This window comes from Serratia sp. 121840015-1 (genome assembly GCF_053627655.1).
Genome location: NZ_JBSEYF010000001.1, coordinates 603,075 through 618,681 on the forward strand (window position 1 = coordinate 603,075; position 15,607 = coordinate 618,681).

At 59.8% G+C, this 15,607-nt stretch carries 16 protein-coding genes and 1 tRNA gene; 12 read left to right on the top strand and 5 right to left on the bottom strand.

All coding sequences use genetic code 11. The annotated features are described in order from the left end of the window. The first annotated feature begins 139 nt into the window (after window positions 1–139). From ACUXAC_RS02930 to ACUXAC_RS02940, 3 genes are all read left to right on the top strand, one after another. A complete protein-coding gene (locus ACUXAC_RS02930; protein WP_089186190.1) occupies window positions 140–1,264 on the top strand; it encodes an N-acetyltransferase in 1,125 nt (374 codons plus the stop codon). Between the two features lie 218 nt (window positions 1,265–1,482). Continuing rightward, window positions 1,483–1,848: a diacylglycerol kinase gene (locus tag ACUXAC_RS02935; RefSeq protein WP_197848029.1), complete on the top strand. Its 366-nt coding sequence runs from the start codon at window positions 1,483–1,485 to the stop codon at window positions 1,846–1,848. 91 nt (window positions 1,849–1,939) lie between these two features. Next, the gene (locus ACUXAC_RS02940; protein ID WP_387441688.1) at window positions 1,940–2,839 is read left to right on the top strand and encodes a LysR family transcriptional regulator; all 900 of its coding nucleotides are present in this window, start codon (window positions 1,940–1,942) and stop codon (window positions 2,837–2,839) included. Here the strand turns inward: ACUXAC_RS02940 and ACUXAC_RS02945 are convergent. Both ACUXAC_RS02945 and tcuC read right to left on the bottom strand, forming a co-directional pair. After that, complete coding sequence (locus tag ACUXAC_RS02945; RefSeq protein WP_387441686.1) at window positions 2,814–3,620, bottom strand: substrate-binding domain-containing protein; 807 nt, start codon at window positions 3,618–3,620, stop codon at window positions 2,814–2,816. The two genes, ACUXAC_RS02940 and ACUXAC_RS02945, sit on opposite strands and share 26 nt — an antisense overlap. Window positions 3,621–3,646: 26 nt before the next feature. Further along, window positions 3,647–4,942, bottom strand: a complete 1,296-nt coding sequence (gene tcuC / locus ACUXAC_RS02950; RefSeq protein WP_387441684.1) for an MFS transporter — start codon at window positions 4,940–4,942, stop codon at window positions 3,647–3,649. Window positions 4,943–5,380: 438 nt separating this feature from the next. Between tcuC and ACUXAC_RS02955 the strand changes: the two genes are divergently transcribed. The 3 genes from ACUXAC_RS02955 (at window position 5,381) to ACUXAC_RS02965 (ending at window position 7,667) form a co-directional block, all read left to right on the top strand. After that, window positions 5,381–5,734 (top strand): type II toxin-antitoxin system RelE/ParE family toxin, encoded by a 354-nt coding sequence (locus ACUXAC_RS02955; RefSeq protein WP_336842705.1) that lies wholly within the window; start codon window positions 5,381–5,383, stop codon window positions 5,732–5,734. Window positions 5,735–5,738: 4 nt separating this feature from the next. Further along, window positions 5,739–6,041 (top strand): helix-turn-helix domain-containing protein, encoded by a 303-nt coding sequence (locus ACUXAC_RS02960; RefSeq protein ID WP_149571247.1) that lies wholly within the window; start codon window positions 5,739–5,741, stop codon window positions 6,039–6,041. A gap of 417 nt (window positions 6,042–6,458) precedes the next feature. Further along, complete coding sequence (locus tag ACUXAC_RS02965; protein ID WP_387441682.1) at window positions 6,459–7,667, top strand: aldose 1-epimerase family protein; 1,209 nt, start codon at window positions 6,459–6,461, stop codon at window positions 7,665–7,667. A gap of 73 nt (window positions 7,668–7,740) precedes the next feature. On the opposite strand, the gene ACUXAC_RS02970 is transcribed toward ACUXAC_RS02965, so the two are convergent. Further along, window positions 7,741–7,816: transfer RNA gene (locus ACUXAC_RS02970), tRNA-Asn, on the bottom strand. Between the two features lie 455 nt (window positions 7,817–8,271). Here ACUXAC_RS02970 and ACUXAC_RS02975 point away from each other — a divergent pair. The 5 genes from ACUXAC_RS02975 (at window position 8,272) to ACUXAC_RS02995 (ending at window position 13,312) form a co-directional block, all read left to right on the top strand. Further along, window positions 8,272–9,390: a branched-chain amino acid ABC transporter substrate-binding protein gene (locus tag ACUXAC_RS02975; protein WP_048234441.1), complete on the top strand. Its 1,119-nt coding sequence runs from the start codon at window positions 8,272–8,274 to the stop codon at window positions 9,388–9,390. Between the two features lie 125 nt (window positions 9,391–9,515). After that, window positions 9,516–10,430 carry an ABC transporter permease subunit gene (locus tag ACUXAC_RS02980; protein ID WP_004928592.1) on the top strand — a complete coding sequence of 305 codons (915 nt, stop codon included), beginning with the start codon at window positions 9,516–9,518 and terminating at the stop codon, window positions 10,428–10,430. Between the two features lie 10 nt (window positions 10,431–10,440). Further along, the gene (gene livM / locus ACUXAC_RS02985; RefSeq protein ID WP_048234440.1) at window positions 10,441–11,727 is read left to right on the top strand and encodes a high-affinity branched-chain amino acid ABC transporter permease LivM; all 1,287 of its coding nucleotides are present in this window, start codon (window positions 10,441–10,443) and stop codon (window positions 11,725–11,727) included. Beyond that, window positions 11,724–12,599, top strand: a complete 876-nt coding sequence (locus ACUXAC_RS02990) for an ABC transporter ATP-binding protein (protein ID WP_033635209.1) — start codon at window positions 11,724–11,726, stop codon at window positions 12,597–12,599. Before livM ends, ACUXAC_RS02990 begins: the two co-directional genes overlap by 4 nt. Further along, complete coding sequence (locus ACUXAC_RS02995; RefSeq protein WP_387441677.1) at window positions 12,596–13,312, top strand: ABC transporter ATP-binding protein; 717 nt, start codon at window positions 12,596–12,598, stop codon at window positions 13,310–13,312. The genes ACUXAC_RS02990 and ACUXAC_RS02995 overlap by 4 nt, the downstream gene beginning before the upstream one ends. Before the next feature lie 30 nt (window positions 13,313–13,342). On the opposite strand, the gene ACUXAC_RS03000 is transcribed toward ACUXAC_RS02995, so the two are convergent. Continuing rightward, on the bottom strand, window positions 13,343–13,765 hold the full coding sequence (locus ACUXAC_RS03000; RefSeq protein ID WP_387441675.1) for a winged helix-turn-helix transcriptional regulator: 423 nt from the start codon (window positions 13,763–13,765) through the stop codon (window positions 13,343–13,345). Window positions 13,766–13,851: 86 nt separating this feature from the next. On the opposite strand from ACUXAC_RS03000, the gene ACUXAC_RS03005 reads away from it, so the two are divergent. Next, entirely contained in the window at window positions 13,852–14,790 is a 939-nt protein-coding gene (locus ACUXAC_RS03005) for an aromatic alcohol reductase (protein WP_387441673.1), read from the top strand. Between the two features lie 26 nt (window positions 14,791–14,816). Here ACUXAC_RS03005 and ACUXAC_RS03010 read toward each other — a convergent pair whose 3' ends face one another. Next, window positions 14,817–15,503 (bottom strand): aspartyl/asparaginyl beta-hydroxylase domain-containing protein, encoded by a 687-nt coding sequence (locus ACUXAC_RS03010; RefSeq protein WP_041035890.1) that lies wholly within the window; start codon window positions 15,501–15,503, stop codon window positions 14,817–14,819. Window positions 15,504–15,607: the final 104 nt, after the last annotated feature.

Here is a 15,607-nt window from a genome sequence, read left to right on the forward strand (position 1 = left end):
TTCACCGGGGGTAATATTCGGTTTTTCTTATCGTTGAACCGGAGGCAATACACAATCCAATTAAAGAGAACAGCATAAAAAATGCTAAAGGCGTTGTCGCGCGCTTATTTAATTATTTTATTAAAACGTAAGGCTATTTATGATCCGCATTGAGAAAGTTCTGGATAAACGCGAGCTTAAAGAATTTATTGCTTTCCCCTCGTTACTGTTTCGCGATGATCCAAACTGGATTGAGCCGCTGTATTTAGAGCGCGAAGAGCATCTGTCAAAGAAGAATCCCGGCACCGACCATATCGAATGGCAGGCGTGGGTGGCCAAAAAGCAGGGGAAGGTCGTTGGGCGCATCACCGCACAAATTGATTCCCTGCACCGCGAGCTGCATGGCGAGGATACCGGCCACTTCGGCATGATCGACGCCGTTGACGATCCCGCCGTATTCAGCGCGTTGTTCACGGTGGCGGAGGAGTGGTTGAGGTCGAAAGGCGCGCGCAAAATCACCGGGCCGTTCAGCCTCAACATCAATCAGGAAAGCGGCCTGTTGGTCGAGGGGTTCGACACCCCGCCCTCGGCGCTGATGACGCACGCCAAGCCTTATTACGCGCCCCAGATAGCGCAGCAGGGCTATAGCGAAGGGATTGATTTACTTGCCTATTGGATGAAAAGAACCGATCTGCACTTTTCGCCGTCGTTAACCCGGATGATGGACCAGGTGCGCAAAAAGGTGACCGTTCGCCGCCTCAACCGCAAGCGCTTTCGCGAGGAGATGCAGGTGCTGCGCGAGGTGTTCAACTCCGGGTGGCAACATAACTGGGGGTTTGTCCCGTTCACCCAGCACGAGTTCGCCACCATGGGGGATCAGCTGAAGTTCCTGGTGCCCGACGATATGATCCATATCGCCGAGGTGGATGGCGCCCCCTGCGCCTTTATCGTCGGCTTGCCGAATATTAACGAAGCGATTGCCGATCTGCAGGGGCGGTTATTGCCGTTTGGCTGGGCGAAGTTATTGTGGCGGCTGAAGGTCAGCGGCGTGCGCACCGCGCGCGTGCCGTTGATGGGCGTGCGCCAGGAATATCAATTCAGCCGCATCGGGCCGATTATTGCGCTACTGCTGATTGAGGCGCTGCGCGAGCCTTTCGCCAAGCGCAATATCGACGCATTGGAAATGTCGTGGATCCTGGAAACCAATACCGGCATGCGGACGATTTTAGAACGCATCGGCGCGGTTCCCTATAAGCGCTACCGCTTGTATGAGAAAACGCTTTAACCGGCTGATAACGTTTCGTCTTTTAACGTCCTCAGGATAATAAGCCCGCCAGGGCATTTTTCGCGCTGGTCGTTTCACTGTTGTGCGGGCATCGCGTGAGCGAATGAATCCTCTCCTGAGGGCAAACGGTTAAGGTCTTTAATTAATAAACCCGAGATAAATTCACGGCGCGTGATTTATTTGCGGACGTTGTCGTCGTGTTGATGAGAGCAAATGCTATGCCTGGAAATAAGAAAAAGGGAATAAGCCGATTAACCTACAGCATAAGGAATTCCTGGGCCGGGTTTATTGACGCCGTGCTTACCGAAGATGCGTTCCGCCAATTATTGGTTATTAACGCCATTTTACTGGTTGTTACATTTGGTTTAGATATTACAAAAATGGAGCGGCTGTTATTAATCATCTGCAGTTTCCTGCTATTGGTGGTTGAGTTGCTTAATACGGCGATTGAAACCGTGGTCGATCGTATTTCGCTGGAATTACATCCGTTATCCAAACGCGCCAAAGATTTGGGTGGCGCAGCGCAGCTGGTGGCGGTGGTGCTGACTATCGTTGTTTGGGCAACGGTGCTGCTGGGCCGATAGGGGCTTGGGTGGTTCAACCACCAGGCGGTTGCCGTGGCGATATAAGCGGTTATCATCGTTGTTTTGCGTTCAGCAAGGAGAGTAGGCCGCTATGCCCGTGAATTTTGATCTCAACGATCTTTATGCCTTCCGCGCGCTGGTGGAGTACGGCAATTTTCGGCTGGCCGCAGAGTCCATCTGCCTGTCGCAGTCGGCGCTGAGCCGCAGGATTGAGAAGCTGGAAAACGCGCTGGGCAGCAAACTGTTCGATCGCACCACCCGGCGCGTGACTTTGACGCTGTACGGGCAGGCTTTTGCCGAGCGTTCGGATCAGCTGCTGATGAATGTCGAAGCGGTGTTGGCCGATATCGATAAGGTCAGCCAGGAGCGTACCGGGCTGGTCACCGTCGCCACGGTGCCGTCGGCGGCCTACTATTTCATGCCCGACGTGATACGCCGCTTCCGGCTTCGCTATCCGCGCGTGCGCGTTAAGCTGATCGACGGCAGCGCCGGGAATGTCATCGAGGCGGTCACCGGCGGCCAGGCCGATTTCGGCATCTGCTTTGCCGGGCGCCTGCAGCCTAATCTTGAATTTGTGCCGTTGGTGGGGGACGTTTACGTGGCCGCCTGCCGGCGCGACCATCCGCTCGCCGCTAAAAAGAGCCTCACCTGGCGGGAGTTTTATCAGCAGGACTACGTGTCGCTGGATAAAACCTCCGGCAATCGCAATCTGCTCGATCAGCGCCTGGAACACATCGTGCCGGAACGTCCCAGCGTGTGTGAAACTCGCCATGTGACGACCATGCTGGGCATGGTTGAGGCGGGCATCGGCATTGCCGCCGTGCCCGCCATGTCGATGCCCGCTTCAGAGCACTCGGTGTTGACGTCGGTGCCGCTGGTTGATCCGGTAGTGAAACGCACTGTAGGCCTCATCAGACGCGGCGGCCGCATGCAGTCTTTCGTCGCCGCCGAGCTGGAAAAGCTGATTACTGAACAGTATCACTCTGCCTGACCGGCTGCGGCGTCGGCACGGTTCGCATGCCGGTCGCGCGAATGGTCGGCTGCGCCTGAGAGGAGGCGAGGAAGTCCAGCAGCGCTTTGCCTTCGCGGCGGTGTTCCGCCTTGGCGGTTACCGCGCCCGCGAAGCGGGTGATGTACTGCACGTTTTCCGGCAGCTCGCCGATAAAGGTCACGCCCGCCACGGGCAGCAATTCGCTGACCTGCTGGAAGCCCAGCGCGTATTTCCCCTGTGCCACTTCAGAGGCCACCGGAATGCGCTCAACCTTATGCGCTTTCCCTTTCACCTGTTCCTCGATGCCCAGCTTTTTGAACAGTTGGCCGCTGACATAGCGGCCGCTGGCGCTGTCGGAATAGGCGAAAGAGTTCGCCTGCAGCAAGACATTGCGCAGGTCGGCATCCGTTTTTATCACCGGCTTGGACGCGCCCTGTTTGACCACCATGCCGATCGGCGAATCGGCCAGCTCCACGCGCGAACCCGGCTGGGTCCAGCGCTCTTTTTCCAGTTGGGTGAGCGCGTCGCCCACCATGATCAGCACATCGGCTTGCTCTCCGCGCGCCAGCCGCGCGGGGATCGCCTGCGGCGTTTTGCCCATCGAGGGGCCGGACACCAGAATGATTTTGTCGCCGCTTTGGGCTTCATACTCCGGGGCCAGCTTCTCCAGCGCGGCTTTGAAGCCGCCGGAGATCATGACGGTCACGTCTTTGGCCAGCGCCGCTGTACTGCAGGAGGCGCACATGAGCAGGGTGATGATCGAACGAGTGAGTTTGTGCATGGCATCATTCCTTTTGAGATGGCGGCTTAGCGCGCGGTTTGCAGCGGCATGGCGATGCGGCGATACAGATACAGCGTCGCCAGCAAGGCGCACAGCGCGGCGAAGCTCATCCAGTAGCCCGGTGAAGCCTTGTCGCCGGTGTATTCGATCAACGCGGTGGAGACTACCGGCGTAAAGCCGCCGAATACCGCCGTCGCCAGGCTGTAGGCCAGCGAGAACCCGGCCACCCGCACTTCCGTTGGCATGATCTCGGTTAAGGCCGGGATCATCGCGCCGTTGTAGAGGCCATAAATGAAGGACAGCCACAGCAGCACGGCCAGCATCATGCTGAAGCTGGGGGCGGCGGCGAGCAGGCTGAGCGCCGGGTAGGCGGTGGCCAACGTCAGCAGCGCCATGGCGATCAGCACCGGTTTGCGGCCGAAGCGATCCGACAGCGCACCGCCGATGGGCAGCCAGATGAAGTTGGAAATCGCGACCAGTAAAGTGACCAGCAAGCTGTCGGAGGCGCTGAGCAGCAGCACCTTTTTGCCGAAGGTTGGCGCATACACGGTGATCAGGTAAAACGCGGTGGTGGTCATGGCGACCATCAGCATGCCGGCGATCACCACCGGCCAGTTTTTCAGCAGGGTTTTAAACACGTCGCGCATCGCCAGGTGGTGGCGGCGGGCGGTAAATTCCTGCGTTTCTTCCAGCTTGCGGCGCAGGATGAAGATGAAGGGAACGATCAGGCAGCCGAACAGGAAAGGCAGGCGCCATCCCCACTCGCGAATAGCGCTTTCTTCCAGCGCCGCGTTGAGCGCGAAGCCCATTGCCGCCGCCACCATGATCGCCACCTGCTGGCTACCGGACTGCCAGCTGGTGTAGAAGCCCTTACGGCCCGGCGTGGCGATTTCGGCCAGATAGACAGACACGCCGCCCAGCTCCGCGCCCGCCGAGAAGCCTTGCAGCAGGCGCCCGCACAGCACCAGCAGCGGCGCCCAAAGCCCGATGCTCTGGTAAGAGGGGATCAATACGATCAGGAAGGTGCCTGTAGCCATGATCGACAGGGTGACGATCAGCCCTTTGCGGCGGCCGACTTTATCGATGTAGGCGCCCAGCACGATGGCGCCAATGGGGCGCATCAGAAAACCTGCGCCGAATACCGCGAAGGTCATCATCAGCGAGGCAAATTCGCTGCTGGCCGGGAAAAAGGTGTGTGCGATGTAGGTGGCGTAAAAGCCGAACAGAAAGAAGTCGAACTGTTCCAGAAAGTTGCCGGAGGTGACGCGCAGTATCGCGCCGGTTCTGGCCCGGGTGGTCATGGGTGAGGTAGAGGAATGCATCTTTATCTCCAGTTTGTTATTGGCGCTTGACGCCGCGCCTGTTGCTGAAGACTCGCTCAGGAAAATAAAGTAAATAAGCGCAATAAACGCATGGCGCGATGCGTTTGGCGCATCAATCGGCGTTAACAATGTTGCCTAACCCGATGTAACGTGGCGTTAACAAGTTTGTCGCTCATCGCCCGCTGCGCAGAACGCCGAAAACGTTATGCGCTTTTTGTGACAGGGTTCATAAAGGGGTGGCGAAGAAATGCCCCGTGCCTCTGAACGATTGTTCGATACCGCTCGTAAAAAGGTGAATGCCTCGCACTGAGTTTGCAAAATGTGTGGATGTACGTTCAGCCTTGCAGTAACAACGCACGCCTTTGCATGTCATCCCGGCACCTCTCTGCTATAGCTTTACATCTATATAGTTGTTGATCTATATTACAGGGAGGTCCCGTGTGGGAAATTAAAACAACGGATGTGTTTGATGACTGGTTTAGCTCACTCAACGATGCCGATCGGGCCGGCGTGCTTGCCGCATTGATGGTCCTACGGGAAAAGGGGCCCGGGCTGCCCAGACCCTATGCCGATACGGTGAAAGGCTCACGTTACAGCAATATGAAAGAGTTGCGCATTCAGAGCCGTGGCGAACCGTTGCGGGCATTCTTCGCTTTCGATCCGTACCGTATTGGCATTATTCTTTGCGCGGGCAATAAAGCCGGCAATGAAAAACGCTTTTACGATCGAATGCTTCAGATTGCCGATCGGGAATTCACCTGTTGGCTGAACACATTAAACGAGAAGGAGTGACGCGATGGGCAGAACGCTGGAACAGCTTATTGCGGATGAAAAGCCCGAGGTCGTGGCCAACGCGCAGGCGCTGGCGGCGGACATCATGCTGAACATTCACCTTGCCGAGCTGCGCGAAAAAGTACAGAAAACGCAGGTTGAAATGGCGCAGGCGCTGGGGATCCGGCAGCCGACCGTGGCCGTGATGGAAAAACCGGGCCGCGATCTGAAACTGTCTTCGCTAAAACGCTACGTTGAGGCGGCGGGCGGCAAACTGCGGCTGGACATTGAACTGCCGGACGGCTCTCACTACGAAGTGGTGCTGTAGACGCCGTTGCTCGGTTAACGGCAGAAAGCAAAAAGCCCGCTCAGGCTCCCCCAAGCGGGCTTTTCGCAATATGGCGCCTCCGATATCAGGAGACAGCCGTGAAAGCAAAGAGGCTCAAGGTGTTCAGGCTGTATGGTCGCTTCCGTTAGGGCCTGATAACCTTAACAAGCCACCGCCGTACCTTCGCGATAAACCATCCCCTTGCTCAAAGCTGAAACGATACGACTTATGTTGATGAATCGCTCATTTAACGTGCAAAAAATTAATGAATTTCATTAAAATTGCGATGATATTCGTATTTTTATCGCACTATTTAGTGAAATACTCACCCGGTGAAGTTCATCACATTTCTTTAACCTGCTTAACAGTAGATTTTTCTCGTTAATAGAAAATCGATTCAGCTAAAGGGGAAGGGAAATGAAGAAAACGTGGTTTATAGCGATGTTTTCGGCTCTGATTTCAGGGCAGGCTGCGGCGCAGAGTTGGGTGCTGACCAGCGCTGAAGATGGCGTGGAGGAAGGAAACTGGAATATTTCGAGCGAGGCGCTGAAGGTGAAGGATAAAACGTTCAGCATTGAGCAGAAAGTGTTGCACGGCGGCAAGCAAGAAGGCAGCAAAGTCATCATTATCCGCAGCCAGGATGGCCTGACCATCACGCTGAGCCCCACGCGCGGCATGAACCTCCTGCGGGCAGAAGGCTTTGGCGCGAAAATGGGATGGGATTCCCCGGTCAAAGAGGTGGTCAACCCCGCCTTTATCAACCTGGAAAGCCGCAATGGGCTCGGTTGGCTGGAAGGTTTCAATGAGATGATGGTGCGTTGTGGCTATGAGTGGACCGGTCATCCGGTGACCGAAGGAGGGCAAATTTACACGTTGCACGGTAAAGCGGGCAATACGCCGGCCTCGCGGGTTGAGGTTGAGGTAGCGGATACGGCGCCGTATGAAATTCGTATTCGCGGCCTGATCAAAGAGAGCACATTCAAAAAAGCCGATCTGCAAACCCTGACCGAATTGCGCTATGTGCCCGGCAGCAACAGTTTCAGCCTGCATGATGTGTTAACCAACCGGGCGGATTATCCCCATGACTACCAGATTATTTATCACAGCAATTTCGGCGCGCCGATTCTGGAAAATGGCGCCCGCTTCCTGGCGCCGATCGCCAGCATCAGCCCGTTTAACGACTATGCCAAAGCCGGGCTGAAGACCTGGGGAACCTATGCCGGTCCAACCAAAGGGTTCGATGAAATGGTCTTTAACATTAAGCCATTATCGGATCCGAATCATCAAACGCTGGCGGCGCTGGTCAATAACGCGGGCGACAAAGGGGTGGCTATTCAGTTCGATACCCGCCAATTACCCGTCCTGACGCTGTGGAAGAATACCGATACGTTAAAACAGGGGTATGTGACGGGGATTGAGCCGGGCACCAACTATGCCTACCCGGTCACTATTGAGCGCGAACAAAAACGCGTTAAGCAGCTGCAGCCTGGCGCCAGTGCGCAGTTTGATCTGACCTATACCTTGCTGCACAGCAAAGCGCAGGTGGCGGCTCTGGAGAAGAAGATTGCGGATATTCAGGGCAAGGTAAAAATAGATGAGAATGCCGTGCCGATAGCCAAAGAGTAGCGCTGCCTGTCGGCGCATTCAGCGTTAAAGCAAAAAGCCCGCTTAAGTTTCCTTAAGCGGGCTTTTCTAAATATGGCTCCTCTGACTGGACTCGAACCAGTGACATACGGATTAACAGTCCGCCGTTCTACCGACTGAACTACAGAGGAATCGTGTGAACGGGGCGAATAATAGCGGGGCGCCTGGGGTTTGTCAAAGCGCTAAACTGCAAAAAAAGTGCGTTTGCTGAGGGAATGAGCACCTTGCGCTGTTTTTCGGCATCTTTCGCCGGCAGGCGCTGATTTTTCCCGCCTGTCTCGTTGTCACATCGCTTGCACAAGCCCTTGCACGGCGATGGTGCAGGGCCACTCTCCCTCTCATGCCCCCTCTCATGCTAGCCGTACGGCCCTGACACCGTTATCCCCGCCACACGCCGTGCCGCAACTGATATGTAGGATGAATAAGCAAACAATATGTATTCGTCGTCACAATGGCTGGATTTTTGCTTACCCATTTTTGGGGAATGCGACTGCGCTCTCAAGAAAATTATTTTCCCCGTCTACACATAAAGTGACTGATCCGCGCCCCCGGGCGTTTCGCTACAACAGTGCTGAGGAAGATAACAATGTCATCGAAATTGATAAAAAGTCCGCTCGCTGCTTTGCTCATCGGTTGTTTAGGTACGGCGTTTTCCGCGCAGGCCGATATCGTCATCGGCGTCGCCGGGCCGTTCTCCGGGCCGAACGCCACCTATGGCGATCAGTATTGGCGCGGGGCTTCGCAGGCGGCGGCGGACATCAACGCCGCCGGCGGCATCAAAGGGGAAAAAATCAAGCTGGTGCAGGGGGATGACGCCTGCGAACCGAAACAGGCGGTCGCGGTGGCCAACCGGCTGGTGGATCAGGATAAGGTCTCGGCGGTGGTCGGCCACTTCTGCTCCTCTTCCACCATGCCCGCCTCCGAGGTGTATGACGAGGCCGGCATCATCGCCATCACCCCCGGCTCCACCAACCCGCAAATCACCGAGCGCGGCATGAAGACCATGTTCCGCATGTGCGGGCGCGACGATCAGCAGGGCGCGATCGCCACCAACTACATGCTGGATACCCTGAAGGCCAAACGCATCGCGGTGATCCACGATAAAGACACCTACGGCCAGGGGCTGGCGGACGCCGCCAAGGCGGCGATGAACAAGCGCGGAGTCAAAGAAGTGCTGTATGAGGGGCTGTCGCGCGGCGAGAAAGACTTCAACGCGCTGGTGACCAAGATCGCCTCGGTCAAGCCGGACGTGGTCTACTTCGGCGGCTGCCATCCGGAAGCCGGGCCGCTGGTGCGCCAGATGCGCGAGCAGGGCGTGACCGCCAAGTTCTTCTCCGGCGACTGCGTAGTGACCGAAGAGCTGGTGACCGCCGCCGGCGGGCCGCAGTACACCAACGGCGTGCTGATGACCTTCGGCAACGATCCGCGCCTGATCCCGGAAGGCAAGGCAGTGATCGCCAAGTTCCGCGCCAGCGGCTTTGAACCGGAAGGGTACACCCTCTACTCCTACGCCTCGATCCAGGCGATCGCCGCCGCCTTCAACGCCACCGGCGGCAAAGACAGCGCCAAGGCCGCCGAATGGCTGAAGTCGCACGACGTCGATACCGTGATGGGCAAAAAGGCTTGGGACCAGAAGGGCGACCTGAAGGTCTCGGACTACGTGGTCTACCAATGGGATGACAAGGGCAAATATCACCAGCTGTAAACGGCCGAACCTTGAAGTTGTAACCCTATGACCGACGGGCTCGCCGCTCTGGCGAGCCCGTTCCGCGATGACCTTTGGGCCGCGTCGGACTGCGTTGGCGGCCTTACCAGGCGAGACTGCTCATTATGGATGTATTCTTTCTGCAACAGCTGATCAACGGCCTGACCCTTGGCGCAGTGTATGGCCTGATCGCCATCGGCTACACCATGGTTTACGGCATCATCGGCATGATCAACTTCGCCCACGGCGAGGTGTACATGATCTCCGCCTACCTGTGCGCCATCGGCTTGGCGCTGCTGTCGTTCTTCGGGCTGCACTCGTTCCCGCTGCTGATCCTCGGCACGCTGGTGTTCACCATCGTCATCACCGGGGTGTACGGCTGGGTGATCGAGCGCATCGCCTACAAGCCGCTGCGCAACTCCACCCGCCTGGCGCCCTTGATCTCCGCCATCGGCATGTCGTTAATCCTGCAAAACTACGCGCAGATAAGCCAGGGGCCGCGCCAGCAGGGCATCCCGACGCTGCTGAGCGGCGTGTTCCGCCTGGAGTTCGACGGCGGCGTGGTGCAGATCACTTACACCAAGGTGTTTATTCTGGTGGCGTCGCTGCTCGGCATGGCGATCCTCACCTACATCATTCAGCGCACCCGGCTGGGGCGCATCTGCCGCGCCACCCAGCAGGATCGCAAAATGGCTTCGATTCTCGGCATCAATACCGATCGGGTGATCTCGCTGGTGTTCGTGATCGGCGCCGCCATGGCCGGGCTGGCCGGGGTGCTGATCACCATGAACTACGGCACCTTCGATTTTTACGTCGGCTTTATCATCGGCATCAAGGCCTTCACCGCCGCGGTGCTGGGCGGCATCGGCTCGCTGCCGGGGGCCATGCTGGGCGGGCTGCTGCTCGGGGTGGCGGAGGCGCAGTTCGCCGGCATGGTGAACTCGGATTACAAGGACGTGTTCTCCTTCGGGTTGCTGGTGGCGATCCTGATCTTCCGTCCGCAGGGCCTGCTCGGTCGGCCGCTGATCGCCAAGGTTTAAGGAGAATGCCATGTCGCAATCCGTGATCAACGGCGGGCTGGACGTTAAACGCAGCCTGCTGGACGCCGTCTTGGCCGGGCTGATCGCCCTGATCGTGTTCGGGCCGATCGTCGGCATCGTGCTGAACGGCTATAGCTTCAACTTCGAGCCGCACCGGTTGGTGTGGATTATCGTCGCGGTGATGGCCGGGCGGCTGTTGCTGAGCCTGTTCTTGCAAACCGCGCCGGGGCGCAGGGTGCTGGCGCGCTTCGACGGCGGCAACGACGGCGTTTACGTGCGGCCGCTGGGCTATAAATCCAACCTGCGCTGGATCCTGCCGCTGATGGCGGCGATCGCGCTGCTGTTCCCGTTCGTCGCCACCAAATACCTGCTGACGGTGGCGATCCTCGGCCTGATCTACGTGCTGCTCGGCCTGGGGCTGAATATCGTGGTCGGCCTGGCGGGGCTGCTCGATCTGGGGTACGTGGCGTTTTACGCCATCGGCGCCTACGGGCTGGCGCTGGGCTATCAGTACCTCGGGCTGGGATTTTGGGCGATGCTGCCGCTGGGGGCGCTGATGGCGGCGCTGGCCGGCGCGCTGCTGGGCTTTCCGGTGCTGCGCATGCACGGCGACTACCTGGCGATCGTCACGCTGGGGTTTGGGGAGATCATCCGGCTGGTGCTGAACAACTGGATGTCGCTCACCGGCGGGCCGAACGGCGTCTCGGTGCCGGCGCCGACGGTGTTCGGCCTAGAGTTCGGCCGCCGCGCCAAAGACGGCGGGGTGCCGATCCACGAGTTTCTCGGCATCGATTACAATCCCAACCTCAAGTTCATTTTCATCTATGCGGTGCTGTTTTTGGTGGTGCTGCTGGTGCTGTACATCAAGCACCGGCTGACGCGCATGCCGATCGGCCGCGCCTGGGAGGCGCTGCGCGAGGATGAGATCGCCTGCCGCTCTCTCGGGCTCAATCACGTGCTGGTGAAGCTGTCGGCGTTTATGCTGGGCGCCTCCACCGCCGGGCTGGCGGGGGTGTTTTTCGCCACCTATCAGGGCTTCGTCAACCCGACCTCGTTCACCTTCTTCGAGTCGGCGCTGATCCTGGCGATCGTGGTGCTGGGCGGCATGGGCTCCACCCTCGGCGTGGTGCTGGCGGCCTTCGTGCTGACGGTGGCGCCGGAGCTGCTGCGCAGCTTCGCGGAATACCGGGTGCTGCTGTTCGGCGTGCTGATGGTGGCGATGATGATCTGGCGGCCGCGCGGGCTGGTGCGCATCAGCCGCGCCAGCTTCGCCGAACGCAAGGGGGTGGCGCCATGAGCGACGCCATTTTGCGGGTGGAGCACCTGATGATGCGCTTTGGCGGCATCAAGGCGCTGAACGACGTCAATCTGGAGGTGGAGCGCGGCTCCATCACCGCCCTGATTGGCCCCAACGGCGCCGGCAAGACCACGGTGTTCAACTGCCTGACCGGCTTTTACCGCGCCAGCGGCGGCGCGATCCTGCTCAATACCCACAAGCGGCCGACCGACGTGATCCAGGTGCTGGGGCAGAAGTTTCGCGCCGGCGACTGGATACGCCCGAAGCGGCTCGGCTCGCGCCTCTATTACAAGATGTTCGGCGGCACCCACCTGGTCAACCGCGCCGGGCTGGCGCGTACCTTCCAGAATATCCGCCTGTTCCGCGAAATGTCGGTGGTGGAGAACCTGCTGGTGGCGCAGCACATGCAGAGCAACCGCAACCTGATCGCCGGGGTGCTGAATACGCCGGGCTACCGCCGGGCGGAGAGCGCCGCGCTGGATCACGCCTTCTACTGGCTGGAGGTGGTGGATCTGGTGGACTGCGCCAACCGGCTGGCGGGGGAGATGTCCTACGGCCAGCAGCGGCGGCTGGAGATCGCGCGCGCCATGTGCACCGCGCCGGAGATGATCTGCCTCGACGAGCCGGCCGCCGGGCTGAACCCGGTGGAAACGGCCACGCTGAGCCGCATCATCCGTTTTCTGCGCCAGCATCACGGCATCACGGTGCTGCTGATCGAGCATGATATGGGCATGGTGATGGAGATCTCCGATCGGGTGATCGTGCTCGATCACGGCGACGTGATCGCCCGCGGCACGCCGCAGGAGATCCAGCACAACGAGGCGGTGATCGCCGCCTACCTGGGCGCGGACGAAGAGGAGCTGGCGGGATGAGCGAAGCGATGCTGGAATTTCGCGAAGTGGACGTGTTTTACGGGCCGATCCAGGCGCTGCGCCAGGTGTCGCTGCAGGTCAACGCCGGGGAGACGGTGGCGCTGATCGGCGCCAACGGCGCGGGCAAATCCACGCTGTTGATGTCGATCTTCGGCCAGCCGCGCATCGCCGGCGGGCAGATCCTGTTTGACGGCGAGGACATCAGCCGCCGCTCCACGCACTACGTGGCGGCCGGCGGCATCGCGCAGGCGCCGGAGGGGCGGCGCATCTTCCCGGACATGAGCGTGGAGGAGAACCTGCTGATGGGCACCATCACCGTCGGCAACCGCTATCTGGAAGAGGATTTGCCGCGCATGTTCGAGCTGTTTCCGCGCCTCAAGGAGCGGCGCAACCAGCGGGCGATGACCCTGTCCGGCGGTGAGCAGCAGATGCTGGCGATCGCCCGTGCGCTGATGAGCCGGCCGAAGCTGTTGCTGTTGGACGAGCCGAGCCTGGGGCTGGCGCCGATCGTGGTGCGGCAGATCTTCGGCGTGCTGCGCGAGCTGACCCGCAGCGGTATGACGCTGTTTCTGGTGGAGCAGAACGCCAACCACGCGCTGAAGCTGTCCGATCGCGGCTATGTGATGGTCAACGGCCAGATCCGCCTCACCGGCAGCGGGCAGGAGCTGTTGAACGATCCGGAGGTGAGAAAGGCCTATCTGGGCGGCGGCTGAGCGCCGCCCTTTGGGCTGGGAGGCCCGCGTTCATCCCTCGGCGGCGCTTCGTTCTTGATCATCGTAGCGCGAGCGGGCCGCCCTGAAGGCGTCGGCGGAGGCGATAATCCACGACCAGAGCGGCAGCATGTTGAGCAGCATCTCTTTCCCCGCGTCGGTGATGGTGTAAACCACGCGGGGCAGCTTTTCCTGATAATCGCAGCGCGATATCAGCCCGTCCCGTTCGAGATGGCGCAGCGTCCGCGTCAGCATTCTCTGCGTCACGCCCGCTAATTGGCGGCCTATCTCGCCGTGGCGCAGCGGCCCGTGGGTGCCCAGGATATGCAATGCCCCCAGCGACCAACGGTTGCCCGCATGCGCGAGGATCTCACGCTTCAACCCTTCATCGTCGTTGCTCAATTCTTCACAGAACGCCTGCGAAAATTGCAGCAGCACTTCCCGATCGTTCGTCATATTCCTCTCCGGTATCACGCGTGTACCTAATTGAACCCGTTTTTGTCAGCTGTCAGGATGGCGCAGTGTCAAGACAGGAGGCAAGAATGAAATCCACAAATCCATCCATCAATAACGTGCTCATACTCGGCGCCGGTGAACTGGGGCTGCCGGTATTGCGCGCGATGAGCCGGCAGGCCCGGTTACACCACGCTTTAAACATCAGCGTGCTGCTGCGGCCGGAGGCCGCCCGCGCCGTCACCGGCCCGCATCGCGCGCGACGGGATGCGCTGGCGCGGCTCGGTATCGCCGTAGTGGAAGGCGATCTGCAGCAAAACAGCGTGGATGAGCTGAGCGCGCTGCTGCGCGGCTTTGACGCGGTGATCAACTGCAGCGGCTTTGTCGGCGGGGCGGGCACGCAGATAAAGATCACCCAGGCCGTTTTGCAGGCGGGCGTGGCGCGCTACTTCCCGTGGCAGTTCGGTGTGGACTACGATGTTGTCGGCACAGGCAGCGGGCAACAGGTGTGGGATGAACAGCTCGAAGTGCGCCACCTGCTGCGTGCGCAGAAGGCGACGGAGTGGGTGATTGTTTCCACGGGCATTTTCACCAGCTACCTGTTTGACCCGGGTTTTGGCGTGGTGGACGCGGCCACCAAAACGGTGCGCGCGTTGGGCGACTGGCGTTACGCGGTGACGCTGACCACCCCCGAGGACATTGGCCGGCTGACGGCCGCGATTTTTTTCCATCGGCCCGCGTTTCGCAACCAGGTGGTCTATATCGCCGGGGACACGTTGACCTACCGCGAGCTTGCCGATGTCATGCAGGCGCACTGGGGCGTTGAGGTCAACAGAGTCCTGTTGAACAAAGAGCGGCTGCAGGAGGAGGTGCTGAACCATCCGCGTGACGTCGGCGCCAAATACCGGCTGGCTTTCGCCCGGCCCGACGGCGTGGCCTGGGATAAGGCGAAGACCTTCAATGCGCGCCAGGGCATAGCCACCACCACCGCCGAGCAGTGGCTGGCGCAGCAATGCCCGACCTCCTAGGACGGTTAGTCGCCTGAGCGCCGGACTCAGAACTGGCGCTGCATCCAGCGCACGTTCAGCCGCACCAGGGCGATGATGGCGCTGGAGAGCAGCCGCAACCCGCCGGGCATGTCGCGGCGGCGGATGTCCAGCAGCAGCACCGTGCGCACCTGCGCGCTGTCGTTCCACACCTCGTGTTCGAAAGTGTCGTCCCACAGCATGAATTCCCCCTCATGCAGCCGGTATTCGCGGCCGTCCACTTTCAGCACCGCCGCCGGTACGCCGTCGGCGCGCTTGGGCATGTCCAGCACCAGATAGCCGCGCAGAATGCCGCGGAACGGCCCGCGGTGGGGCGGCACCTGTTTACCGGGCGCCAGGAAGGAGAGCGAGGCGGACAGCACGTCCGGCGACGAGGCGATCAGCGCCGCCAGCGTCGGGCAGCGCGCCAGGTTGCGGGCGATCGGCTGGCCGTAGGCCTTCATGATGAACATGCGCCAGTCGCGCGCGTCGTTGGCGGAGATCGATTCCTGCTGGATCATGATCTCGTGAAAACGGGGAATATTGTGCAGATCGTGGGCGACGGTCAGCGCCTCCTCGCGGATCTGCCGCCATTGGGCGGTGAAACGTTCGGCGTCGGGGAACAGCGCGGCGCTGTCGAGCACCGGCTTGCCCTGAATGCGGCGATCGTAAACATTGCGCAATGCGAGCACGGACCAATCATAAATCGCGGACATAATGACCTCGCCTCAGAAAACGCCAAATGGACACTGCGCGCGGTTCTTCGGCGCGGCGCGTCGTCTGCGGCGGCCGGAGGGGAAGAGCGGCAGGAAAAATTGGT